Source organism: Methanobrevibacter olleyae, assembly GCF_900114585.1.
Taxonomy (GTDB): domain Archaea; phylum Methanobacteriota; class Methanobacteria; order Methanobacteriales; family Methanobacteriaceae; genus Methanobrevibacter; species Methanobrevibacter olleyae.
In genome coordinates, this window is record NZ_FOTL01000007.1 from 13,135 (window position 1) to 38,836 (window position 25,702).

A 25,702-nucleotide genomic window follows, 5' to 3' on the forward strand; every position below is an offset into this window, starting at 1 on the left:
AAAAAAAAAAAAAAAAAAAAAAAAAAAAAAAAAAAAAAAAAAAAAAAAAAAAAAAAAAAAAAAAAAAAAAAAAAAAAAAAAAAAAAAAAAAAAAATATGAAAAAAAATAAAATTTAAAAAAAATTAATGTACAACCAGAACACAACATTTAGCTGATTTTACAACTTTCTCTGCTACACTGCCCATTAAGAATTTATCAATTCCAGTTTTTCCAGAACTTCCAATAACAACAAGATCAATATCTTCTTCTTCAATAGTTTCTAAAATAACTCTTGCAGGAGATCCTTCTGCAACCTTTTTTGTGATTTTCACATCTAAGCATTCTTCATCACGAAGTCTTTCTACTTTATTAAGGTTTTTTTCTGTTTCTTTTTTAAGTAAATTATTCACTTCAGAGACAGTTTCAGAATCTGGAAGATTTATAAAAAACGAATTTTCAATAACACTTAAAGCAATAATTTCAGCATCATTTACATCTGCAATAGCCAATGCATGTTTTTCAGATTGATCAGAGTATTTAGAGCCATCTGTTGGCAATAAAATCTTTTTATATAATTGTTCCACCATATTTTCACTTGAAAAAATTCTTTGTTAAATAATCTTTTAAATAAAAAAATTAAAGTTTAAGCTTAATATTATTTTTATAAATATTTAATAATATACTTTATGTTATGTAAATATAAAACTTATGTTTAATAAAATGACTTTTATAATTCTATTAAATTATATCAGCAATACCACTCAATTCCACCAAATTAAATTATATCAACAATATCATTTGCTTCTGTTCTATTAATCAAACTTAAATATGGATTATTTGACTTTTGATTTACAATCATAAATTCTGCTTTTTGACCCTCAGCAATATATGATTTATGAATTTTAGATGAAAGAGAAGTATTGAGACATAGGTTAGTTGTTGCCATTTTTAATATTTCAATTGGTGCTATGTAATTTTTAGAAAGTCCCTTTATTATTTTTAATGTAAACTCCATTTCTCTAAATAGATTAGGCCTATTTATCATAACATTATCACTACCAATTAAAGGTTTAACTCCAGTTTTTAATATATCAAAAAGTGGAATAATACCAACAGCTAATGCAGCATTTGAACGGGGACAAATAGTAAGAGAGCTGTTAGACTTAGAAAGTTTACTAATATCATCTTCCTTTGGATTTGTCATATGAACAACTTGGTTAAAACCTGCATCAAATGCTCTTTGAGGCTCTGTTTTATTTGTTTTTTCAAGGGATATAAATTGGTTGTTTTCATTTTCAGCTACATGGATAGAAGAAATTTTACCTGATGCCTCACATTTTTCACAAATGATCTCTGCTACAGTTGTATCAATTTCACCAAAGCCGCTTAAACCAATACCATCAGCATGTTTTAAAAGTTTTCGACTAGCTACTTTAACTTGATGATAATTTGCATCTTCACCATAAAAAGAGCTATCTCTTGCAAGAACTATTGGAGTGATTGGAATACCTTCTGATGCTTTTTTAAGAAGTTTTACACCTTCAAGACCACCTTCACGATAATCAATGAAATGACTTATTCCAAGATTATACATATCCCACATTGATTCTCTCATAGAATCAATTAGCTCATCATCACTTGCAGATTCAAGGGCAATATGTTTGATTCCATTAGGTGGTTTTACAACTTCATCAAGTGAAAGGCCATCCCATTCATCTTTAATTATAGAATCTCCAATATGGCTGTGGGCATTTATAAACCTTGGAGAAATAATTTTACCAGATGCATCAATGATTTCTCCCTCTAAAACATCTTTAGATATTTCTATGATGTTATTTTCATCATCTATGACAATATTTTCTTTTGCTGGATTTAAATCAATACCTTTTAGAATTAATCCATTAGTTATAGTCTTCATCAATATTAGATTTAAAATAAGTTTTATATATTTTTATTTAAAATGATTATAGAAAAAATAAGTTTTATATATTTTTATTTAAAATGAATATTTAAAATGAATTAAAACTAATTGAAACATAGATAAATTAAAGAATGATTTTAAGACTAATAGAATAACTATTAGTATAATATAATAATTATTAAGGATGTGAAAAAATGGAAACAATTAGTGAATTTAAAGGCTTAAATGGAAACATTCTAGCATTTAAAGAAGAAGTTAAAGATTTAGAAAAAGTTACTTTCTTAGGTACTCCTGGTGTTTGTACTCCCTTTGCAGCTTTATTCTCTTATGCTATAAGAGATAAAGAATCTCATTTTATTAGTTTAACGGATATTAACACCAGTCATCAATTTGAATTTAAACCATTTGGTATGCAACTTAATGAGAAAGTCTCTAATCCTCACAAGTCTGATGCAGTTGTTTTACTAGGTGGACTTGCCATGCCTAAATCCAATGTAGACATAGATGAGTTAAATGCTTTAATTAAAGAAATCCTAAAAGAGGATGGGAAAATCATTGGAGTATGTTATATGGATATGTTTACTAAAGCAGGATGGTTAGATAAAGTTGATTTTGATAGTATTGTTGATGGAACATTAACTGGAGTTACTAAAAAATAATTCATAAAAAAAGACAAGTAAAGAAGAACCAATAAAAAGAAAAAAAATAAATTAAAATAAATAAAAAAGAATTTAGTAGAATTATTCTGAATCATCAGATAATTCTATTTTTTTATTTAAATCTCTTGCTACAAAGAGGAAGTAGATATAAAAACCTAACCAAAATATTATAGCAAAGATAATAGCTATTACAATCCAAATAATTATTGGACCAATACCTAAATTAATTGGCATCCATTTTAAATAAGCACCTACAGCAAATAAAACACCCATACCAATTAGCATTTGGAATATAACTTTAAGTGGAAGTGCAATATCCTCTTTTTTATAAATTAAACCACTTAAAGAAAATGCCCATCCAACAACAATAGATCCGAAGAATGCATTAATTATATCTACACCAGTGAATAATATGTTTTCTGGACCCTTTGAATAGGATAGCATAGCCATTACAAACATTACAATAAAGCATCCAACAAATGCCCCTAAAGCTAATGATTTAATTAATTCAATTTTCATAAAACCACCTTTAATAAAAATAATATTTATAATTAATTTTTAATTAATATACTTACAATTAATTTTTAATTAATATATTTACAATTAATTTTTAATTGATGAAATAAAACTATAAATTTAAAGCATTTTTAAAATCATGTAAATATTTTCTTGAAATATTATCTTTTAAACCATTTTTCAGTTCAATAAACATCATTCCTTTTAAAGAAGGAGCTACTCTTTTTATTTTTCTTAAATTAACAATTGTAGATTTTGAAACTCTTACAAAGTTTGAATCTAAATTTTCTTCAATTTGATAAAGAGGTTTTTTAACTAAATAATCCATATCTTCTGTAAAAACTTTAGTTTGTTTATCCTCAACTCTAATCATAAAAATATCTTCAAAATCTAAAAGAACTATATTTTGCCCTTTTTTAACTGCTAAAATAGAATTATTTTCATTAATTCTCTCTTCATTTTCTCTTGCATTTTCATTATCTTCAAGAAGAGCCATAGCCTTTTGAATATTATCTGTTAAAACATCTGTATAGATTTTAGCATAAGGTTCTTCAAGATCTTTTGAAACAAATAACTCTACCTTCATAAATAACAATCCAATAAATAAAGAAATATATATTTATTTAAATAAGTTTTAAGGAAATATTATTTTCTTCTCATTTTTTCAATTTCTTTTTCAATCATACTGTCTCTTAATTTTTCATCAAATTTTTCATAGAAAACAAATGTTTTAAGGAAATGAGATACTAAACCGAAACCCCAAAAAAATGAAACCCACATAAACCACCAATTATGAGGTGAAAAAAGAATATTTAAAATAGCTAGCATTAGATTAACAAAAATATAACTATATAAATGATGGTAAAAACCAATCTTCTCATCTACTATTTTTTCTGCTCTACTATACATTTCACTTTCAGACATAAAATCACACCATAAAATTTTTTTTTTTATTAAACTTTCATCAAATATTTACTCTAAAATTATTCAATTTGTTTCTAGATAATATTACTTAGTTTATTATTATATAAATGAATAATTATCCAAATTAACAAGATGCAAAAATAATATAATAAGATGCAAATAATGAAGATGAAATAACTAAAAAAATTATATGTAAAAATTATATGATAAGAATAAAAATATCTAAAAAAAAATAAAAAAAAATTTATTACAAAATTTAATATATCATTAAAACATAGTATATTTACCTTATTTTTTAAAAAATTATAAAAATTATTTTTTAAAAATTATAAAAATTATTTTAAAAAAATTATAAAAATTATTTTAAAAAAATTATAAAAATATATATTTTAAAAAAAAATTTTAAAATATTTATAAATAATTTATAATTATATAAATCACATCTAAATTGGCTTAAATAGGGGTGTTAAGATAGAAGCTATTAATATAAGATATTTTTATAGGAATATAGTAAAATCTGGTAAAAAATATCGTATCAAATATAATAATAAAGATTATGGAGAATTTAGTAAACTATCTGATGCACTCTATGAAAGAGACTGCTTATTTTATTGTAAATTTGATTATGATTTACTTGTAGAATGTGATTTACCTAACAAATATGAAAACATGGCCCTTCCTCCTTTCCCAGAAAATCGTCCAAGAGGACAAATTAAAGGAATGAAATTTAACAAAAAAGAACGAGAAGGAGAAATCATCTTTGACCATAAAGAACATAAGTTCTGTGTAAAAAGAGGAGAAGAGCATTACGGTAAATACGATACTATAGTTGAAGCTTATTTTGTTAAAAAAACATTAATGGAACATGAATGGGATAAAGCTTGCCTTATTCAAAATAGAAGGATTAAAGAAGATATTTTTCTTAATCAAAAAGTTAAAGCAACTAGACCACAAATACATATTAAATACTGCCCACAATGTGGCAATAAGGTTAAAAAAGAAGATAAAATTTGTAAAATCTGCGGCATAAAATTACATGAAAATTAGATATTTTTACATGAAATCTATCTTATTAAAAAATTTAATTAAAAATAGATAAAATTTCTAAAATAATACATTAAAATAAATAAAAAAAATATCTAAAAAATAAAATAAGTTAAAATAAGTAAAAAAATATCTAAAAAATAAAATAAGTTAAAATAAGTAAAAAAATATCTAAAAAATAAAATAAATTAAAATAAGTAAAAAAATATCTAAAAAATAAAATAAATTAAAGATTATAAAGAATCTTTAATTGCATTATAACCATTTTCAATAGCTTTTAAATTCATTTCATGAAATTTAGGAGCTAAATTATGTTTCATTGCAGTTATTACAGTTTCTTTTGAAAGTGGGAAACTATCATTTGCAATAGATGCACCTAGAAGCACCATATTTAAAGATAGAACACTGCCTGCATCTTTTGCTAAACCATTAGCCTCTAAAGGATAAACAGAATCAAAATTATCTTTTAAATTAATTGCAATATCCTCAATTTCAGGATAAGTTTCTCCAGTTTGAGTAATGGTGGAAGGTACAATAGGAAAAGTATTGAATATTAAGGTAGTGTCTTTATTTGCTTTATTTAAACCTCTTAAAACTTCAATAGGTTCAAAAGCAAGGATTAAATCTGCCTTAGATTCTTCCACAATAGATGATTTAAAATTGCCTATTTTAAGTTCAGTAGATACAGATCCTCCCCTTTGACTCATACCATGAATTTCACTCATAACAACATCATAGCCTTCAAGCATTGCAGCTTCACCAATGATTACAGATGTCTTAATAATTCCCTGACCACCTACACCAGAAATATAAATGCTATAATTTACATCCTCCTTAGAATCATTATTAGTATTTAAATTAAGTTCAGACATCCTAATCACCTTTTTTTACTCCAATCGCTTTATTTGGACAAACTTGTATACAAACAGCACATGATTTACAAAGTGCTTCATCAATAATTACTTTATCATTAAGGTAAGAAATAGCTGGACATGCAAGTGTTTTTACACATTCTAAACATTTTACACAGTTATCTTTAATGACCATAGGTGCCTTTTTCTTTTGACCTTTAATTAAAGTACATGGATATCTTGCAATAACTACAGCAACTCCATCATATTCTAAAGCTTCTTTATAAATATCTACAGTCTTTTTAATATTATGAGGATTTACTATTTTTAAGAATTTTACTCCAATAGCCTCTACAATATCTTCAATTGGTATCGCTGGTGCTTCATCACCCATTCCATCAACTGGAATACCAGGGTTTGGTTGGCCACCAGTCATTGCAGTAATCCGATTATCTAAAATAGTTAATACAAATTTATTTTTATTATGAACCGCATTTACAAGTGGAGACAATCCACTGTGGAAAAACGTAGAATCCCCAATAAAGCTCATAACATGTTGGTCTGTTGCAACAGAGAATCCGCAACCATCACCAACAGATGAACCCATAGAAAGCAGATAATCTGCAGTTTCATATGGAGGGCTAATTCCTAATGTATAACATCCAATATCAGATGCAAAGATCATATCCTCTGATAAATATCCTAATTCTTGGTATGCTTTTACAGCTGCAAAGTAAGCAGATCGATGGGAACAACCTGCACATAATGTTGGAGCTCTTGTTGGAATATTTTCAAGCAATTCATTTAATCCATCTGTAAATTCCATTTTCTCTAGAATTTCTATTAAATTTCCTTCAAAATCTTCAGCATTTTCTGATTTATAATCTTCTTTAAATTCCCTATCATCTTTTAAATCAGAAATAACTTTATTAAAAGATTCTTTTACAATATCTAGATTAAACTCATGAATCATTGGGAAAGTTCCATCAAATTTACCATAAACTGGACAATCTAAATTATATTCTCCAAGAACTGCAAGAACATCCCGTTCAAGTACAGGATCCACTTCCTCTACAATAAATACTCCCTCTAAGTTTTTACAGAAATCATAAATTAGATCTTTTGGAGTTGGATAAGATAATGCTAGTTTAAGAATATCCATACCTAAGTTTTCTTGACTTATCACATCATAGGCATAATTAAAAGCACCTCCAGATGAAATTACACCATATTTGCCCTGAAGCACCCCACTTTCAAATGAATAAACTTCATTCATTGGGCTTTCATTAGCAATTTCTTCTATTTTTTCTATTTTTGCAACAAGCCTTTCATGCATTTCAAGTGCATTTGCAGGTACAGGTACAAATTCTCTTGGATTTTTAACAAAGTATCCTTTTAGCCAGTGCTTATCTGAAGTTATTTCTTTTGTAGTAGATTTAGGTTTGGATATTTCACCACATTCCACTATTCCTCTCATGTGAGATACACGAGTGCTTGTTCTAAGTATAACAGGAATACCAAATGTTTCAGATAAATCAAAACCATAAACCATCATATCTTTTATTTCCTGAGGAGAGGATGGTTCTAAAATTGGAATAGAAGAAAGTCTTGAATAATTCCTTGTATCTTGTTCATTTTGAGAGGAGAATAAAGAAGGGTCATCTGCAACAAGAACAATCATTCCTCCTTTAAGTCCAGAATAAGCAGTAGTCATAAATGAATCAGCAGCTACATTTAAACCTACATGTTTCATGAAAGTAAATGATCTAATACCGCTTGCAGCTGCAGTAGCTGCTACCTCCATAGCTACCTTTTCATTTGCAGAAAATTCAAAATACATCTCTGCATTTTTAGCAACAACTGATAATATATTTCCAATTTCAGAAGAAGGAGTTCCAGGATAAGTAGCTGCAACTGATACTCCAGCTTCAATAGCTCCCCTTACAGCAGCTTCATTACCAAGTAAGAAAAGTTTATCTCCCTTTTTGCTAGTTACTAATTGATCATAAGCCATATAAATTCACCATACTTGAGATTAAATACTTTTATTTAGCTATTTTACTAAAACTATTGATTTCTCCTTTAAAAGACTATCCTAAAAAGCATATCTCTATTTAATCTCTAGTTTTTCATCATAACAATTGTAAATATAATATAATGATTAAAAATTTTTTATAAAATTTCTATAAATTATAATAATTAACTATTAGTTTCTTTATATATTTAATACATAGCATTTTTTAAAATTTTTTAAAGTTTAATTAAAATAAAAATTTAAAAAAAGAAAAATTCAATTATTAGTAACTTAACTAGATTAAAATACTAAAATTTATAATAAAACAAATAAAAATATATAAGGTGTTATAAGACTATAGATTTATATAATATAATAGAGTAATTAATATTTTAAAAAAATAAAAAGATGATTTATAAAAAGGATTTAAACAATAAACTTTAAAATAAATTAAAGGAAATTTATAAAAACGATTTAAACAATAAACTTTAAAATGAAATTTTAATTTAATAATTTTAAATAGGGATTGCTATGATAACCGTTAATGTTAAACGATTCAATAAGGAAACTGATGAAGAACCTCACATTGAATCTTATGAAATTGAAGAATATCCTGGTATGAAAGTATTAGATGCATTAGAAGAAATAAACAGAAAATATAATGCAGATATTAGCTTTAGAAGTTCATGTAAAGCTGGGCAATGTGGTTCATGTGGTGTTAAAATTAATGGAAATGGTGCACTTGCTTGTAGAGAAGAAATTAAAAATAATAGATTGATTGAACCATTAGATTTCCCAGTTATTAAAGATTTAGTTGTAGATAGAAGCTCAGCAGATGCTAAAATTAAAGAATTGCAATTAAGCTTAGATTGTGATAATAAAGCTTCTCATGAAAACCTTAAACCTGAAGATATTAAAGATACTAAAAAGGTTAGAAGTTGTATTGAATGTTATACCTGTTTATCTACTTGTCCTGTAGTAAAACACTTTAAAGAAGACTTCCTTGGACCATATTATTTAAGATACATTTCTAAATTTGATTTTGATCCAAGAGACGAATACGATAGATTAATAGAAGCTCTCGACAGTGGGATGTATACTTGTACAAGTTGTGGTAAATGCGGTTCAATTTGTCCTAAAAATATCAACAGCTTTGGAGATGCAATAGAAAAACTGAGAGCTATGGCATATGCTAGAGATTTAGGACCTCTTGATGCCCATAAATTATTTAAAAATAATGTTGTATCTAGTGGAAGGTCTGTTAGTAAACCTAAAGAGCCATTTATTGAAAGTGTCCATAAAAAATGGGAAGAAGAAGGTAAATATTACACAGATGAAAATGAAGATAAAGAAAAAGTAGCGCTATTCACCGGTTGTATGGTTGATTACAGAGCTCAAGAAGTAGGATATGCATTACTTGATGTCTTAAAAGCTAATAATATTGAAATAGACATTCCAGAAGGTCAAGTATGCTGTGGTTCTCCACTTCTTAGAACCGGGCAAGTTGATGTGGTTCAAGAGCTTGTAGATAGAAATAAAGAGGTATTTAAGGATTATGATAAAGTAATTACTATCTGTGCAGGCTGTGGAGCTACTTTAAAAAATGACCATCCAAAATATGGCTCCAAACTTAATGTAGAAGACATCAGCGAATTTTTAGTAGATAAACTTGATACAAGCAAAATGAAAGAGCTTAATACTAAAGTTACTTGGCATGACCCTTGTCACTTAGCAAGAGGGCAGAATATTAAAGACCAACCACGGGAAATCATTGAAATGATTCCGGGAGTGGAATTTGAAGAACTTGAGCTTCCTTGCCAATGCTGTGGTGCAGGTGGAGGAGTCAAATCTGGAAAACCAGAAATTGCATTGGAACTTGCAAAGGACAAAGCGGAAATGGTTAGAGTAACTGGAGCAGATTATGTTACTACAATCTGTCCATTCTGTCAAATCAATATCCAAGATGGTTTAAATGAAATTGGTTTAGAGAATGTAAAAACCTTAAATCTCATTCAATTACTTAAAATGGCTTATGATGAATAAAATCAATGAGAATTAATAATAAATAAAGATAAAATCCATAAAAATATTATAAATTAAAGCAACTTCTAGAGATAACATGAAAAACAAAGATAAAAACAAGGGTAATACAATTAGAGGTAAAGTTAAGGAAATAGTTGAAGATGAAGAAACTAAGCGCCTTAAAGAAAACATCTATGTTGTATTTGTAGAATGTGAATCTCCAGGAAATGTTGGTTTTTTAGCAAGAACTATGGGAAACTTTGGATTAAGAAACCTTGTTCTCATAAATCCATGCACTCTTAAAGATGAAGCTTATTATCAAGCTATGCATGCAAGAGCTACTGTTGAAAATGCAGAAATTTATAATACTGTTGAAGAATTTCTAAAAGATAAAAATATTGATTTTATTGTTGGTTCTACAGGAACTCCCGGTGGAAGTTATAACCTTTCAAGAATCCCAATAAAACCTGAAGAACTAGCAAAATCAATGAATTATAATGATAAAATAGCTATTTTATTTGGAAGAGAAGGAAATGGCCTTAGAAATGCCGAAATTGAAATGTGTGACATTACAGTTAGTATCCCAACTGACCCAAGTTATCCCATTATGAATATTTCTCATGCAGCTGCAGTTATTCTTTATGAAATATTTAAGAATATAAATAACTATCCTGTTGAAGGATTAGAAGAAAGTACTGCACTTGAAAAGGAATATTTGATTAAAGATATGGAAAAGTTAATTAATACATTACCTATACCAGATCATAAAAAAAGAAATGGTCTGAAAGTATTTAAAAATATTGTTAATAGAGCATTTATTACTGGAAGAGAAGCACATACATTTAAAGGTATTTTAAGACGTTTAAATATGAAAATAGACAAGGATTAATCTGAAATTTTAAAAAGATGACTTTAACTAATGAAATACAATAAATATAAAATTAAGCTGAAATTAAAGGCTTTTTAGATAAACTTGTAAATCATTTTATTTAATAATATACCGTAAAATAAGTATTCTATAACAAAAGTACTGTACAATAAAAGGAGATATTATGAGAAAGGGATACTATGAAGACATCACTACATTTTTAGTTAAGCACACTTTCCACAGAAGATTTTTCCTTTCAAGATTAACAAAAAAATCTAAAATAGCTAAAAAAATTATAACTAAACTATTTTTTGAAGGAGATGAAATATTCATCCTCCCTAATAAAAATACTATAAACAAAACTAAAAATACAGATTTAAATACCCAAATTAAAACTCAAACTACAAACAAAACTAAAAATACAGATTTAAATACCCAAATTAAAGCTCAAAGTTCTGCAATTACTACCAATATTGAAGTTAACCAAAGTTTTCAAAAAGATGACTCTGAATTTGTACCAAGTGAAATTCTTAAAAAAGTCATAAAAGAAGCTAAGGATATTGTCATTATGAATAAATGTCTTTGTAGAAGCTCTGCTAACTGTCAAGATTATCCTCAGGAATTAGGTTGTATCTTTTTAGGTCCTGCCTCTAGAAAAATAGCTTCAAGATATGGTAGAAGAGCAAGTGCAGAAGAAGCTTTAAAACATGTCGATTGGGCAGATGCTGAAGGTTTAAGTCATGTAATCGGTAGAAATAAAATCGATACTGTTTGGATGAATGTAAGTCCTAAAGAAGAATTATTAACTATTTGCCACTGCTGTCCTTGCTGTTGTTTATGGAAAGTAGTTCCAGACTTAGATAATGATATTAGTGATAAAGTAATGAGACTGGAAGGTGTAGAAGTACATACAAATATGGACAAATGTAAAATGTGTAAAAAATGTTTAGATGATGATGTCTGCTTTGGTGGAGCAATTAGTTTAGAAAATGGAAAAATAAGCATTAATCAAAAGAAATGTTTAGGCTGTGGACACTGTGTTCAAATATGTGAATTTGATGTATTTGAATTAAGTTATACACAAAAATCCCTCGATTCTATTATAAACAGAATTGGAGAATTAGTTGATTATAAAAAATAATTAAATAATCAAAACTCATTTTAAATATTAAAAAAATAATTTTAAATAATCAAAACTTATTTTAAATATTAAAAAAAATAATCAAAAAAGAAGAAACTCATTTTAAATATTAAAAAAAATAATCAAAAAAGAAGAAACTCATTTTAAATATTAAAAAAATAATCAAAAAAGAAGAAACTTATTTTAAAAAATATTAAAAATTAATGCCTGAAAAATCTATTTTTATAAAAACTTAATATATATTAAAAAAGATATCTAATAATGTTAGATTTTTAATAATTATTTTTATTTAAAAAAATTATAATAAAATATAATTAAAAATATAATTATTTTATAAATGAAAAATTCAATTTTATCAATTAATTAAATTAATAGAGGCTTAAATATGGCTATTTTAAGTGATAGAGACATTAAAAAGTATTTGGAAGAAGAAAAAATAGTAATCACTCCTTTAGAAGATGAAAAACAAATCCAACCGTCATCCGTTGATATGAGATTAGGTGATGAATTTAAAGTTTTTAAAGTAATTAGGAAACCTTACATTGACCCTAAAGACCAAGAAGACCTTGCATCTTATATGGAATCTACTGTTGTTCCAGAAGGAGAAGCATTTATAATTCACCCTAACGAATTTGCATTAGCTACAACACATGAATATGTAAAGGTTCCTGATGATATTGTAGCAAGAGTGGAAGGCCGTTCTTCAATGGGAAGACTTGGAGTAACTATGCATGTTACAGCAGGTTATATAGACCCTGGTTTTGAAGGTAGAATTACCCTCGAAATTTCAAATATTGGTGCAATGCCTGTAGCATTATACCCCGGTCAAAGGGTATGTCAAATCGTATTTGAAACTATGACTTCACCATCCAAGCTACCTTATGGCCATCCAGAAAGAAATAGTAAATATATGGGTCAGAAAAGACCTGAAAGTAGCAGAATTAAATTCGATTATGAACTTAAAAAATAAAGCATGGATAAATCTACTTAAATCCCAAAATAGCTATTCTATTAATTAAAATACTTTAAAAATTCTTTTTAAAAAAACAATCATACTTATGGAGAAATATTAATGAATCATGAAAAAATGACTAATATTGCACGTAAAAGAGGTTTTTTATGGCCTTCTTTTGAAATTTACTCAGGAGTATCTGGATTTACTGATTATGGGCCACTTGGAGCAAGTTTAAAAAATAATATCATGCAAAAATGGAGAAAGCAATACATTGCAGGAGAGGGTTTCCATGAAATCGAAGGACCTACCGTAATGCCTAAAGAAGTGTTAAAAGCATCTGGACACGTTGATAACTTTACTGATCCAATGACAAAATGTCTTGCTTGTGGTGAAGTATTTAGAGCAGACCATATTATTGAAGAAGCTATTGGTGAAGATGTGGAAAGTTTAGAAAACGAGCAAATGGATGAGATTGTTGAAGAAAATAATATTAAATGTCCAAACTGTGGTGGAGATTTAGCTAATATTTGGAATTATAACTTAATGTTTAAAACTGAAATCGGGGCAAAAGGAGATAAAGTAGGATATATGAGACCTGAAACTGCTCAAGGAATCTTCATTTTATTCAAGCGTTTATCAAGATTCTTTAAAAATAAACTCCCCTTCGGTACAGTACAATTAGGTAAAGCATACAGAAACGAAATCTCACCAAGACAAGGAGTTATCCGCCTTAGAGAATTTACCCAGGCAGAAGCTGAAATATTCTTAGACCCTAAAGATAAAACCCACCCTAAATTTAGCCAAATAGCTAATGAAAAATTATACTTATCTTCACAGGATGTTCAATTAAACAATAAAGAAACATTAGAACTTACCGCTCAAGAAGCTTTAGATAAAGGAGTTGTTTCTTCTGAAACTTTGATTTATCAATTATATCTTGCAAGAAAATTTTTAAAAGAATTAGGAATTCCCGATGAAGTTTTAAGATTTAGACAACATTTACCTGGAGAAATGGCACACTATGCCCTTGATTGTTGGGATGTGGAATGCTTAACTGACCAATATGGTTGGGTAGAAATCATTGGTATTGCAGATAGGGGAGATTATGACTTAAGTGCACATACTGAGTTCAGTAATGAAGAATTAAGTATTTACATGGAATATGATAAAGCTAAAACCTTGGTAAAAACAATTGTAAAGCCTAATTTAAAATTATTTGGACCGGCATTTAAAGGAGATTCACCAAAAATCAAAACTTATATTGAAAACTTAAGTGAAGAAGAAGTGATTGAACTTAAAGAAAAAATTGAAAATGAGGGAAAATTCATCCTTGAACTAGATAAGAGCTTTGAAATACTTAAAGAACATTTAATATTTGAATACATTGAAGAAGAAGTAAAAGGTGAAAGAATCATCCCCCATATAATTGAGCCTTCATTTGGTATTGATCGTATTCTTTACTGTACTTTATTACATTCATTTAAAACCGAAGAAGATGGATTTGAAAAGGAATACTTTAAATTTGCAAAAGAAATTGCACCAATCCAAGTAAGTGTCTTCCCATTAATGAATAAAGAAGGTCTTGGAGAAATAGCTGCAGAAATTACCCATAATTTACGTGAAGCTGGCTTTACTGTAGATAATGATAATTCAGGAACTATTGGAAAAAGATATGCTCGTGCTGATGAAGTAGGTGTGCCAATAGCTATTACAGTAGACTTTGATACAAAAGAAGATAATACTGTAACAGTAAGAGATAGAGACACCGAAAAACAAGAAAGAGTAAAAATAGAAGATTTAAAAGAAGTTATTGGAGCAAAACTTCAATAAATTTCTTTAAATTCTTATTTATTTAACTATTTTTTAAAAAACATTATTTTCAATATTTTCATTTTAAAAATCATGTTCAAACTATTTTATTAGACTTTTTTAAATAAAACTTAAAGAATTTTATTAGACCTTTTTAAATAAAACTTAAAGGATCTTATTAGACCTTTTTAAATAAAACTTAAAGGATTTTATTAGACCTTTTTAAATAAAACTTAAACAATTGATTAGCCCAATCTACACCTTCAGCTTTTTCATTAAAAATAACACAAGAATTATCAAAAAGACCATCAATAAAAAATAAATTTAAAGCCATCGCATTATCACAAACTGTTAAAAATATTTTTAACTCATATTCAACTTTTCTAATAGTTAATTGATTGTTTTTAGAAAATTTATGCAGTTTTTCATAATAATTTGATTCTTTTAAAGACTTTAAAACCTCATCAGTTGTTATTAATATCAAACTATTATCCCTTTCTAAATTCTCTAAAATTATTTCTAAATGGTCCTCTAAAAATATAGGTAAAATTATTTTCATATCTTCACAAGAACTTAATAATTTAAGAGTTTTATTTAAAGACCTTGATAAATCTTCTTCATCAGATTCAACAAAAACTGAATCTTTTAATAAATAAGAACTTTTAAAATACTCCACAGGTATTGATTCAATTGAATGACTTTTCCAAAAATCAACATGTGTTTTGAAAATATACAAATCTCTAAAAAGTTTTTTTAAAGCTAAAGCATATAAAACACCTTTAGAAGATAAAGAATAATTTTTAAAATTCTTTTTAATTAAGTTAAGTGATTCCAATTCATTTAAACCATGTAAAACAGAAGCAGAAGGTTTACCTAATTCTTTTCTAAGAGTATTTAAATTATTATTTGAGCCCAATAGCATTAAAAGTAATCTTGGTCTCATTTCTGAAACTAATAAAAAACGAACATTTATAAAGTTATCATATTTTTCAGCACTACTTTCTTTTTTAATCATCAAACCACCTATAAATTTAATAAAAAATTTAAAATCAGACAAAATCAAAAAGAACAGCATAATCATCAAAAGATTTGAAAACAGCTAATCCCCAATTAATTGCTTTTTCCTTATCGGACAACAGCAATCTGTTTTGATCATAGGTTCCATCTATCTTAAACAATCCTATTGAAACAAAATTATGAGAAACTGACAAAGCAATTTTAATGTGTTCATCTAAATATTTCATAGAAAAATTACCTTCTTCAATACCCTTTTTAACAACATCCTTGCCAATATCTTTTACAAAATTTTCTAAAATGTTCTTAGGTACTATCAACTCAACATTAATCCCCTTTAAAATTAATCTCCTTATTAACTTAGGATACTCAGGATGCAAATAGGGAAAAATAACCTTTAAATTTTTAGAGTCTTTAAAAATTCTCTTAAATTCTTTATGAGTCTTATAAATATCAGTAGAATTACACCTAATTAATTCAGAACCTTCTAATGAAGATAATTTATTTAAGTCATTTACAGAGAGTGAATTGATATCATGCTCTAGCCAAAAATCAGAATAGTCATTTACAGCTGATATAATATCATAAAAATCCATTAATATAGAAATATAAATCACTCCCAAATTAGTCAATTGAAAACTGTTGTGAATTTTTTCAACAAAACCTTCATGAGATAATCTATGCATATTGCTTGAGATAGAACTATAACTTAATAACGAATATCTGGCAATATCTCTAACTTTCTTGGGACCCTCACCTAAATCAACTAATATTTTTAATCTAATTTCTGAGTTACTTAGAAATTTTAATTCTTTATTTACTTTAGACAAGTAATACATATAACCACCTATTAAACAATTAGCTATCAAATCAATGAAAATTGATATAAAAAACTTTTAAATAAAAAAATATAATTTTTAAGAATTAAAAAATTCTTAAAATGATTTCATTAGCGATTTAATAACTAAAATTTAAAATATTAGGAACTTAATAACATATAAAAAATTATTAAAATTTTTAAATATGGTTAACTCCATTTAATAATTTTTTTAAACATATATATAAATATATGAGAAAATTTTGAATATGAATAACGAAACGATATAAATATTGATATTAGGTCATTAAATTTTATAATCTTATTAAAAGTGAAAGCACTTAAACAAAATGAATATAGTATAAATATTTAATTAATGAGGAAAATAAAAAAATAAAAAAATTAATAAATAAAGAGTGTCCACCAAAAGTACAAAAATTATAGTCTTGTAGAAACCCTCTTTTAAAATATTTGAATTAATACTAAAAATAAAAATAAAGAGTCTAAAATGATTGTTTAAATAAAATAAGTGAAAAAAATTCTATATTAATCTAAATTTTACATGGTTTCTACAAGGTTAAAATTATTTTAAAAAGTTATAAAATCTATTTATTTACAAAATAAAGAAAGAAATTTTAAAAAAAATATATTTTTGGCGGACCCTCTTAATATAAAAAATATTTGTTTAAGCATAATAAAACCTTTAAATTAAAAAATAAGAATAAAATAAGATTTAAAATATACATAAATGAAAAATAATACAAAAATAGAAAAATAAAGAAAAATATTACTTTTTATGATTTACAGAATTCATTACATTTTTAACTAATTCAACATCAGTAGAAAGTTTTAAATCATCTAAGTCAGATTCATAACTTATTAACATTCCATAATGATAACCATCTTTATCAAACTCAGCATAAGTATAATTTTCAATACCATTAAATCTTTTAGATGTTATACTGTAACATTTTTCAACTAACAAACTACCATTAGTATAATTATCAACTACAACTTTATTATCGAGCCTATCCCCAAAATCATAGAAATCAGTATAATTTTTTGTAGTTCCTAATTCTTGGATTACTAACCACCTATGTACTTCATCACCACTAGGAATCCCAGTACCGGCATAAATTTCATTTGTATGCTCATCATTACTTCCCCAACCCTCAGATTCACTAAACCCCTCTGGAAGAGTTATTGAAAATTGTTGACATTCCATTGTTGTATCCCAAAAAAGACCTGCATTTACAGATGATAATGAAACAAATAAAATTAAAATAAAAGTTATCAAAAAGATAAATTTTTTCATTTAAACACCAAAAATAATTTTTTTATTAAATATAAATTTATCAATATTAAAATATATAAATTTTGATTAAAATTAAAAAATAGTAAAATTAGAATTATCTTTTTAATCTTAATCTTTTCATTTCTTTTTCTATAGTGTTGTATTCTTGTGTAAACTTGGATTTTCTATCTCTAGTTCCACAATTACAATAGCTACCTAAACCATAATTTTTATATTCTATTAAAACTATTAATCATCTTTTTATTTTTAACCTCCTTTTTCTTGGTATCTTGCTTTCTGTTCCCTTAAAGCATTAAATTATGATAAACAATTGTATGTCCTAAATCTTGTTACAGGAAAATTTAGTAGTTTAAGTTTCTTAAGACTTTTAAAAGATTATATAAAAAAGATGAAAAAACTACTTGTGTTATGGTTAAAAAAGAAGCATGTAGTGGTTCTAAGTTATTAATTAAAAAGTTCTCTAGAGAAGAAGATTTAAGAGGTTATAATATTTGTGCAGATAAGTTAAAGGTTAGTAAGAAAGTTAGAGCTTTTGACCTTGAAGATCTTGCAGGGGATAAAAAATTAAGATGCTTCCTGCTCATTGAAACAATAAGTTGATTGATTATTTAGTATATTTTCTAGTGAAGAACTGTGAGAAGATGATATAATTGATACTATAACTGGTTCTTGTAGGTCTTAGACTAGAGCTAGAAGAAGAGTTAAAGCTTAAGAAATAAAAATACAAAAATCCGATAATATTATATAATTCGGATTATATAAAAATAATCATATTAAAGTTAAAAGATGTGATTTTTATGAGCCTTGCAAGCAGTAAACTATATGGTAACGATGAATTACATTTGCCTAAAATAATAAAAAAAGAGTTTAAAAACTTTAAAATAGATAAAAACACCATATTTGAATGGGATATAAAAGATAATGAAATAATCTTAACTCCTAGGCAAAAAGTAACCTTTGATGATGTATTTGGAATGATTGATGATGATGGTGAAGAGTGGAATATAGATGAGTTGGTTTATGATGGCTAAATTATTTATAGATAGTTCTTTTATTATTCCAATATTCAAAAGAAATGATACTAACAGGCCAATAATCGAAAAAAACAAAGAAATATTATTTGAGAATGATTGTTATATTAGTAATGGAATAATACAAGAAATAACAACCGTTGTAATGATGAAAACAAAAAGCATTGAATTAACTAAAAAAGCATATCATTTTTTAAATGATAATTTTAATATTTTAAATGAATATGAAATTGAAACATACAATAATAGAGTGTTTTCAGTATTCAAAAAATATAATAATAATACATATAAAGCAAGCTTTATTGATTGTTCAGCTGTTGTTATAGCAGATAATTATGATTTGGATTATGTTGTATCATTAGACAATATTTTTAATAAATTTGATGAGATTAATTTATTAAAATTAGATTAATTTCCCATTTATTTTTAAAGTTATACTTAACTAAATTAATTAATTTTCTATTTTTTTATTTATAAATTAATAAATATCATGAGAATTGTGTATCTTCCTTTATTCTTTTTTATAATATTTAAGGTTTCTAAAAACTTAGTTTTAAATATAAGGTAGAATATAATACTATTTAACAATTTTTAGTTATATGAACCCTAGAGTTCTTATGATAAAAAGAATTTATACAAATTTTTAAAAATTTATAAAATTTATAAGATATTAACTTCGAAGATACAATGATTGATACACATATACATGCTGATTCAAGAACTAGTGAAGATTTTGAAAAAATGTTTATTAGTGGAATAGATACAGCAATAACTTGCTCTTACTATCCATATAAAATTAATAATAATCCTGAAATTCTTTTAAACCATCTAAATAGGATATTAAACTTTGATCCAAAAAGAGCTAAAGAATATGGGCTTGATTTAAAAGTTGCATTAGGTATTCATCCTACAAATTCTTTAAAAAATAATGAAATTATATTTGAACAATTAGAGAAATGGATTGAAAATAAAGAGATTGTAGCTATTGGAGAGATAGGTTTAGATGAAAATAGTGATTTAGAAAAAAAAGTCTTTAAAAAACAATTAGAATTAGCAGAAAATACAAAATCAAAAGTAATTATTCATACACCTAGAAAAAACAAATTAAAAGTTTTATCTGAGATTAAAGAAATTGTTCTAGAAAATATTAATCCTAAGCTCGTTGTTATTGACCATATTAATTTAAACACAGTTGAAGAGCTAATTGATGAAGAATTTACTATTGGTTTAACTGTTCAACCTCAAAAAATGGAAGTTGAAGAGGCAATTGAAATATTAGACAAATATGGATTTGATAAATTCTTATTAAATAGTGATATTAGTAATAAACCATCTGATCCATTATCTGTCCCAAGAACCATTAGAACCTTGAAAAGATTGGGATATGATGAAAAAGAGATAAATAAACTAGCATTTAAGAATGCTAAAAAGTTTTTTAAGATATAAATAAAAAATTAATCATTAGTTAATTAAAACTTCAATAATTAAAGTAGCAGATTATCATAAATAATCCTTAAAGCTAATAGATTCATATTATTAATATTAAAAAACAAAAAATAACTAATAAAATAAATTTAAAAAAAGCATGAAATAATAAAAAAATAACTAATAAAATAAATCTAAAAAAAGCATGAAATAATATAAAACTTAAAAATAAAAAAATAGAAAAAGAAAAGAGATATAGGAAAATCCTATAAAATAAGCATATCAAGCTACTTATTCTTTTCTAACTAGTTTAACTCTTGATGGAGTTACAATAACTAAATTTTTCTCTTCAGTTTGTGAAAGTAAGATTGCTTCTGCACCATATTGTTGTCTTAAAAGTTTTAAGATTTCTCCTGCTTGTCTAAATTGTTTTTCTCCTTGTTTTTCAATGAATTTTAAATCAAGAATGACAGGATTGTTCTCTTCAACAATTTGGTCAAAAACATAATCTAAATCATCAACTGATTTCGGTTTAATTAAAATAATTTCATAAAAAGTTTGTTCTGGAGAAATAGAAGTGAATTCATCTTCAAATTCTTCTCCATAATCACCAATTCCATATGCACTAGCAAAGTTATCTTCTTCAAAACCTAGGCTTTTCTTTAAATTATCAGTAAAACTCATTTTGACTCTTCCCTTAGTTTAATAAGAATAAATTGATTAAATAAAAATTTACTTAATTTTTAATAAAATTTTAACTAAATTTAAAAGAATTTAAATAATTTTAAAAAAATTCTGCAATATTAATTTAAAAGTTTAATAATTAAAACTTTTATTAATTAAAGTATATGATTTTTAATAAATATAAAATTATCCCTAAAGTAAATTTTATTAAAATTTTTAACATGAAAAATTGTTAAAAAAAGGTAAATAAATATATATTAAATATAATTAATAAAACTTACTCTAATAAAAAAGATTTATATAAAAAAATTATAATAATAAAATATTATATAAAAAACTATATAAAAAAATTATAAAATAAAAGATTATATAAAAAAACTATATAAAAAATTTTATTTTATTGTACAAATAGATTTCCTTCTCTATCAACATATAATGTTTCGGTTGGATCATTAATATCAAATTCATGTCTTTCCCTGTTTAATTGAATCTGTTTTTCCAATATTTCATCTGTTAATCCTTCTTCTTCAAACATCTTATTTAATTGCTTTTGTTGATTAGATAAATTTACTCTTTTTAAAAATTTTTCATTTGCTAAATCCATTATAATCACTCTTTTGTTAAAATAATTAGGCTTTTTTGACTTATAGCAGACATGTATTTTTGGAATTCATTAGCAGCACGATTTTCTACATAACCACAATAACATGAACTAGTGCATTTATTTCCAAGACTGTTTAATACTTTTTCCACATTATTGGCAAGATTGACTTGATTTACTACTTCATAATGGCCATATTTGAGACGGTAGCAGTTATGAAAGATAATGTCCTTGTTAGGGTTTGCTAATATTTTTCCCACTCCTTCCCATCCTATTTCTGAGAAATATTTCTCAGTTATTTTTATCTTGATTCCTTTTTTCTTATTGACCATTGCTACAGCAGTACGAATTCCTTGATGTGAAGTACCTGAAGTTGTAGTGCCTGCCCATTCTGCAAGTGTTTTTTGTGAAAAATCAGAAATACCAAATTTGTAGAGACATTTTTGCAATGCACTAACTCCACAGTAATAACTTGTGTCTTGTCCCATTCCACCACAACCCTGTTTAGTTGGATGAGGTCTGCTATTAAAAACCTTTGAGTTGTTGGTCTTTTTATTAGTTGATGCAGATACAGATGTTTTAATAACATTTTTAGTATTTGTAGTGGCCTTTTTATTGTTTGTTGTGAAACTTTTATTAAAATTACAATAATTAGCTAAGCTATTATTTTCTTTGTAGAATATGATAATTTTAGATAAGCAGTACATGAACAGTTCAAAACTAACCTTAATCTTATTTTTTTTGAGTGGTAATATAATTAGGAACTCGGTGATTTAGTTCACAAAAATTAAGAAAATTACTAATCATCACCAAGTAATCATCTTTTAATACATCCTCACTTATAGTGTCAATGAACTTATCATTGTCGTATTTTATTAGATTAGCAAGATTATAACTCGAACTTTTAAATTTATCCTGGATAATCTTTGCCATCAAGTAAGATAGACTATAAGGAGATAAAACCGCACCATTAATGTCACAAGTTTTAGGAATCTTCTTATTTTTTTCCATAAAACTTTTTATCTCCCCTGCTTCTTTAATTATCAAATTTTTCTGATACTTTGACAATTTTATCTTCCTCCTTTCTTATGAAATTTTTAGATTTATGAATTGGAGATTAGTGAAAAATAATAATCTTCTATCTTATTAGCTCATTTATTGCGAATTTCTTATTGTTAAATAATTTTATCCCATTTTTACCATTTTTCTATCCCTCTCTATCTTCTAAGAATATATTAGATATTTAAAAAAATGACAATTATATAATAATTAGTGCAAGAACTATATATAAAAAACCCAGTAAAGGCTATTGTTGTTAATAGTTTAGTTCTTGATTATATATAAAATTAACCGTTCAAGACACTCTGTTCTATAAAATAAGAATGTTTAATATTATAAAGCCTATTTTATTGGTTTGTTCAATAGAAAAAATCTAACAAATACCAATAAAAAAATAGGATTTAAGAAAAAAGAGTAAAAAAGAGTAAACTTTACAAAAATTAATAAAATATAGAAATTATAAAAATAAAGATTTTAAAAAATAGTATTTAAAAAAAATAAATAAAAATAAGATTCTTTAAAAAAAATAAATAAAAATAAGATTCTTTAAAAAAAATAAATAAAAATAATCTTTAAAAAAATAAAAAAACAATTAATTTTTATCTAGATATTCTAAGATTGCATCTAGCAATTTACCTGCTCCACCAGAGTACATATCTGCTGCAGGTAAACCATATTCCTCTTCAAAGCTTTCTAAAGTCATGCCTTCATCAGCATTTCTAAGATTTATAGATAAGCCAACAACTTTGGTAGTAGGTACTACAGCTTCGATAGCTTTCACCTCATAGTCAATACCTCTAGGCTGACGATATGGGTGATTCGGCCTATGGCCTACAATAACTGCATCCGGATCTGCACCTATTAATATACATGCAGATAATCCTCTCGGATGAGGGTTTCCATCTTCAGTTAAACTAGATTGTCCTTCAACAAATATAATATCTGCTTCTTCATTTTCTTCAACATATTTTATAGAACTTAAAATAGCTGAAGGAATGTCCATTGCAGATAAGCTACCTGCTCTAAAATTAAATGCAGTAGGTTGTTCTAAGCCCATTTCATCAGTAGAAATAATAGAAGCTTTTAAACCTCTTTTCGCCGCTTCAATTCCTAAAGATTTAGTGGTGGTTCTTTTACCACATTCTTGGGAAGTTCCACCAATAAAAATAACAGACGCTTTAGGTTCATAAAAAATCTTAGGTAAAACCTCACAACATTTTTCAGGTGCTACACCACATATTTTACGAACAACATCTAATCTTGGACTAATTTCTTTAATAAAAACATTATTTTGTTTAGCTAATTTTAATAAAGCTTCATTTTCAGATAAAGATAAAGATCTAAATGAAACAACTACATTTTTACCATTTGCTAAAGCTTCTACAGAATATTTTAAAGCTGCACCTTCAGCACCAATTGGTAACATAATAGCTACAGTATTTGCTTCAGTAGATTCAAATAAATCTGATAAATTTGATGCTACTTCAAGACCACAGAAAGATTTTCCTTGTTTTTCACGATTATCATCAAAGAATCCTACTGTTTCAATCCCTTCAAGGTTAGAGAATTTCTCTCCTCCACCTCCACATCCAATAATAATATAAGGATTTAATTCCTGAAGATCTTCAACAGAACTTATAGAATACAAGTAATCACTCCTTTTAATAAAATTATGTAAATTAAAAATAAATAAAATATTGACTTAGAAGCCAATATTTAAATAAGTTAATATATTAGATAATTATAAATTTTTTTAAATATTGTATCTATTAGAAAAATATGAATTGGAAAGAAATACAATATCCAACATTATACAATTTATCTTATTGTAATTATATATTTATTATTATTAATAAACATTAGCATAAAAATCTTTAAAATTGGTTTTATATGAATAAAATAATATAAATCAATAGCAGAAATAAATTAAGTGAAACTTCAATCAATGAAAACTATTTAAAATAATATAAATATAGAAAAAATAAAAAATAGATATAATATTAAAAGAAAAATAGTGAATTAAGATAACAAATATAATTAGGATAATAGATATAATAAAGATAATAAAATATTAAGAACTAAAATATGGAGGAATTGAAATGAAACCTTATGTAATTCTTATTGGAAGTGCTTCTGGAATAGGTAAATCAACAGTTGCAGCTGAGCTTGCAAAAACACTTAATATAAAACATTTAGTTGAAACTGATTTTATAAGAGAAGTAGTTAGAGGAATTATCGGTAAAGAATATGCTCCTGCACTACATAGTTCATCATATAATGCATACACCCATCTTAGAAATCAGGAAAACTATAAGTCTCAAGCAGAGCTGATAAATGCTGGTTTTGAAGAACATGCATCATTTGTACTTCCAGCTGTAGAAAGGGTAATAGATAGAGCTATTAAAGACCATGATGATATCATTCTTGAAGGTGTTCATTTAATACCTGGTTTAATTGATTTAGAAAAGTTTAAAGATAAAGCTTCAGTTTATTTCTTTATACTTAGCTCAGATGAAGAAGATCATAAAAATAGATTTGTTAAAAGAGCAATGGAAATTAGAAGAGGTGGAAAACAATTAGACTATTTTAAAGAAAATAGAATCATCCATGACCACCTTATTGAACAAGCTCAAAAATATGATGTTAAAACTATAGGAACTTCAAATATTGATAAAACTGTTAAAAAAATGTTGTCATACATTAATGAAACCTGTGAAATAATACATTTAAAAAATAGTGTAGATGAACTATCCATTGTAGGAGATATAATTATTGATAAATATGGAGCAAGTATGAAAAATATCTCATATCCAATCAAAGGATTTAAAGAACCTTTAGTTAGGCAAATTAATGTAAGTGAAATAAGTGAATTTAATAAATTCGTTACAAATATTACTAAACATGAAGAAAAGAAAAAAGAACTTGAAGAACTCTATAAGTTAACCGATTATAGATCAAATTTAATATGTGCTATCAATCAAGATACAATTGAAAAAATAAAAGAAGATTTAGATAAAGAAGGCCTACTATATAAAATATAATTTAAGGAGAA

The 25,702-nt window shown here is 25.9% G+C and carries 27 protein-coding genes; 12 read left to right on the forward strand and 15 right to left on the reverse strand.

What is annotated here, in order from left to right; genetic code table 11:
* Positions 1 to 123: 123 nt before the first annotated feature.
* Both BM020_RS03115 and BM020_RS03120 read right to left on the reverse strand, forming a co-directional pair.
* Complete coding sequence (locus BM020_RS03115; RefSeq protein WP_074798153.1) at positions 124 to 567, reverse strand: universal stress protein; 444 nt, start codon at positions 565 to 567, stop codon at positions 124 to 126.
* 188 nt (positions 568 to 755) lie between these two features.
* On the reverse strand, positions 756 to 1,898 hold the full coding sequence (locus BM020_RS03120; RefSeq protein ID WP_074798155.1) for an amidohydrolase family protein: 1,143 nt from the start codon (positions 1,896 to 1,898) through the stop codon (positions 756 to 758).
* Positions 1,899 to 2,095: 197 nt separating this feature from the next.
* Here BM020_RS03120 and BM020_RS03125 point away from each other — a divergent pair, with 197 nt between their 5' ends.
* Positions 2,096 to 2,560 (forward strand): DUF2124 domain-containing protein, encoded by a 465-nt coding sequence (locus BM020_RS03125; RefSeq protein WP_067145631.1) that lies wholly within the window; start codon positions 2,096 to 2,098, stop codon positions 2,558 to 2,560.
* Positions 2,561 to 2,641: 81 nt separating this feature from the next.
* Here BM020_RS03125 and BM020_RS03130 read toward each other — a convergent pair whose 3' ends face one another.
* From BM020_RS03130 to BM020_RS03140, 3 genes are all read right to left on the reverse strand, one after another.
* Entirely contained in the window at positions 2,642 to 3,079 is a 438-nt protein-coding gene (locus tag BM020_RS03130; RefSeq protein ID WP_067145629.1) for a DUF3021 domain-containing protein, read from the reverse strand.
* Positions 3,080 to 3,188: 109 nt separating this feature from the next.
* Positions 3,189 to 3,662, reverse strand: a complete 474-nt coding sequence (locus BM020_RS03135) for a LytTR family DNA-binding domain-containing protein (RefSeq protein ID WP_074798157.1) — start codon at positions 3,660 to 3,662, stop codon at positions 3,189 to 3,191.
* A gap of 59 nt (positions 3,663 to 3,721) precedes the next feature.
* Complete coding sequence (locus BM020_RS03140; RefSeq protein ID WP_074798159.1) at positions 3,722 to 4,000, reverse strand: 2TM domain-containing protein; 279 nt, start codon at positions 3,998 to 4,000, stop codon at positions 3,722 to 3,724.
* 669 nt (positions 4,001 to 4,669) lie between these two features.
* Between BM020_RS03140 and BM020_RS03145 the strand changes: the two genes are divergently transcribed.
* Positions 4,670 to 5,047 (forward strand): zinc ribbon domain-containing protein, encoded by a 378-nt coding sequence (locus BM020_RS03145; RefSeq protein ID WP_234970508.1) that lies wholly within the window; start codon positions 4,670 to 4,672, stop codon positions 5,045 to 5,047.
* A 230-nt stretch (positions 5,048 to 5,277) separates the two neighbouring features.
* Here BM020_RS03145 and BM020_RS03150 read toward each other — a convergent pair whose 3' ends face one another.
* Together BM020_RS03150 and iorA are read right to left on the reverse strand one after the other, a co-directional pair.
* A complete protein-coding gene (locus tag BM020_RS03150; RefSeq protein WP_067145623.1) occupies positions 5,278 to 5,916 on the reverse strand; it encodes an indolepyruvate oxidoreductase subunit beta in 639 nt (212 codons plus the stop codon).
* A 1-nt stretch (position 5,917) separates the two neighbouring features.
* Entirely contained in the window at positions 5,918 to 7,909 is a 1,992-nt protein-coding gene (gene iorA / locus BM020_RS03155; protein WP_074798161.1) for an indolepyruvate ferredoxin oxidoreductase subunit alpha, read from the reverse strand.
* A 531-nt stretch (positions 7,910 to 8,440) separates the two neighbouring features.
* On the opposite strand from iorA, the gene tfrB reads away from it, so the two are divergent.
* The 5 genes from tfrB to glyS all read left to right on the forward strand — a co-directional run bounded on the left by tfrB (position 8,441) and on the right by glyS (position 14,725).
* Positions 8,441 to 9,952 (forward strand): fumarate reductase (CoM/CoB) subunit TfrB, encoded by a 1,512-nt coding sequence (tfrB, locus tag BM020_RS03160; protein ID WP_074798163.1) that lies wholly within the window; start codon positions 8,441 to 8,443, stop codon positions 9,950 to 9,952.
* 76 nt (positions 9,953 to 10,028) lie between these two features.
* Positions 10,029 to 10,820: a TrmJ/YjtD family RNA methyltransferase gene (locus BM020_RS03165; protein WP_074798164.1), complete on the forward strand. Its 792-nt coding sequence runs from the start codon at positions 10,029 to 10,031 to the stop codon at positions 10,818 to 10,820.
* Positions 10,821 to 10,983: 163 nt separating this feature from the next.
* Complete coding sequence (locus tag BM020_RS03170; RefSeq protein ID WP_067145615.1) at positions 10,984 to 11,940, forward strand: indolepyruvate ferredoxin oxidoreductase subunit alpha; 957 nt, start codon at positions 10,984 to 10,986, stop codon at positions 11,938 to 11,940.
* A gap of 385 nt (positions 11,941 to 12,325) precedes the next feature.
* Entirely contained in the window at positions 12,326 to 12,910 is a 585-nt protein-coding gene (gene dcd, locus BM020_RS03175) for a dCTP deaminase (RefSeq protein ID WP_067145613.1), read from the forward strand.
* A gap of 102 nt (positions 12,911 to 13,012) precedes the next feature.
* Positions 13,013 to 14,725, forward strand: coding sequence for a glycine--tRNA ligase (gene glyS / locus BM020_RS03180; RefSeq protein ID WP_074798166.1), 1,713 nt, complete (start codon positions 13,013 to 13,015; stop codon positions 14,723 to 14,725).
* Positions 14,726 to 14,903: 178 nt separating this feature from the next.
* On the opposite strand, the gene BM020_RS03185 is transcribed toward glyS, so the two are convergent.
* From BM020_RS03185 to BM020_RS03195, 3 genes are all read right to left on the reverse strand, one after another.
* Complete coding sequence (locus BM020_RS03185) at positions 14,904 to 15,719, reverse strand: helix-turn-helix transcriptional regulator (RefSeq protein WP_074798168.1); 816 nt, start codon at positions 15,717 to 15,719, stop codon at positions 14,904 to 14,906.
* A 34-nt stretch (positions 15,720 to 15,753) separates the two neighbouring features.
* Entirely contained in the window at positions 15,754 to 16,557 is an 804-nt protein-coding gene (locus BM020_RS03190; RefSeq protein ID WP_074798170.1) for a helix-turn-helix transcriptional regulator, read from the reverse strand.
* A 765-nt stretch (positions 16,558 to 17,322) separates the two neighbouring features.
* Positions 17,323 to 17,850 (reverse strand): hypothetical protein, encoded by a 528-nt coding sequence (locus BM020_RS03195; RefSeq protein ID WP_074798172.1) that lies wholly within the window; start codon positions 17,848 to 17,850, stop codon positions 17,323 to 17,325.
* A 408-nt stretch (positions 17,851 to 18,258) separates the two neighbouring features.
* Between BM020_RS03195 and BM020_RS03200 the strand changes: the two genes are divergently transcribed.
* The 4 genes from BM020_RS03200 to BM020_RS03215 all read left to right on the forward strand — a co-directional run bounded on the left by BM020_RS03200 (position 18,259) and on the right by BM020_RS03215 (position 20,327).
* Positions 18,259 to 18,450: a hypothetical protein gene (locus BM020_RS03200; RefSeq protein WP_074798174.1), complete on the forward strand. Its 192-nt coding sequence runs from the start codon at positions 18,259 to 18,261 to the stop codon at positions 18,448 to 18,450.
* A 197-nt stretch (positions 18,451 to 18,647) separates the two neighbouring features.
* The gene (locus BM020_RS03205; protein ID WP_067145606.1) at positions 18,648 to 18,881 is read left to right on the forward strand and encodes a hypothetical protein; all 234 of its coding nucleotides are present in this window, start codon (positions 18,648 to 18,650) and stop codon (positions 18,879 to 18,881) included.
* Positions 18,859 to 19,293, forward strand: a complete 435-nt coding sequence (locus BM020_RS03210) for a PIN domain-containing protein (protein WP_083405364.1) — start codon at positions 18,859 to 18,861, stop codon at positions 19,291 to 19,293. The genes BM020_RS03205 and BM020_RS03210 overlap by 23 nt, the downstream gene beginning before the upstream one ends.
* 275 nt (positions 19,294 to 19,568) lie before the next feature.
* Positions 19,569 to 20,327: a TatD family hydrolase gene (locus BM020_RS03215; RefSeq protein WP_067145603.1), complete on the forward strand. Its 759-nt coding sequence runs from the start codon at positions 19,569 to 19,571 to the stop codon at positions 20,325 to 20,327.
* Positions 20,328 to 20,597: 270 nt separating this feature from the next.
* On the opposite strand, the gene BM020_RS03220 is transcribed toward BM020_RS03215, so the two are convergent.
* The 5 genes from BM020_RS03220 to BM020_RS03240 form a co-directional block, all read right to left on the reverse strand.
* Positions 20,598 to 20,990, reverse strand: coding sequence for a cell division protein SepF (locus tag BM020_RS03220; RefSeq protein WP_067145601.1), 393 nt, complete (start codon positions 20,988 to 20,990; stop codon positions 20,598 to 20,600).
* Between the two features lie 397 nt (positions 20,991 to 21,387).
* A complete protein-coding gene (locus BM020_RS03225; protein ID WP_074798177.1) occupies positions 21,388 to 21,594 on the reverse strand; it encodes a hypothetical protein in 207 nt (68 codons plus the stop codon).
* 5 nt (positions 21,595 to 21,599) lie between these two features.
* A complete protein-coding gene (locus BM020_RS03230; RefSeq protein WP_074798179.1) occupies positions 21,600 to 22,298 on the reverse strand; it encodes a hypothetical protein in 699 nt (232 codons plus the stop codon).
* Positions 22,299 to 22,323: 25 nt separating this feature from the next.
* Positions 22,324 to 22,659, reverse strand: coding sequence for a hypothetical protein (locus BM020_RS03235; protein WP_074798180.1), 336 nt, complete (start codon positions 22,657 to 22,659; stop codon positions 22,324 to 22,326).
* Positions 22,660 to 23,242: 583 nt separating this feature from the next.
* Entirely contained in the window at positions 23,243 to 24,298 is a 1,056-nt protein-coding gene (locus BM020_RS03240) for an N-acetyltransferase DgcN family protein (protein WP_074798182.1), read from the reverse strand.
* Between the two features lie 451 nt (positions 24,299 to 24,749).
* Between BM020_RS03240 and BM020_RS03245 the strand changes: the two genes are divergently transcribed.
* The gene (locus tag BM020_RS03245; protein WP_067145591.1) at positions 24,750 to 25,691 is read left to right on the forward strand and encodes a 3H domain-containing protein; all 942 of its coding nucleotides are present in this window, start codon (positions 24,750 to 24,752) and stop codon (positions 25,689 to 25,691) included.
* Positions 25,692 to 25,702: the final 11 nt, after the last annotated feature.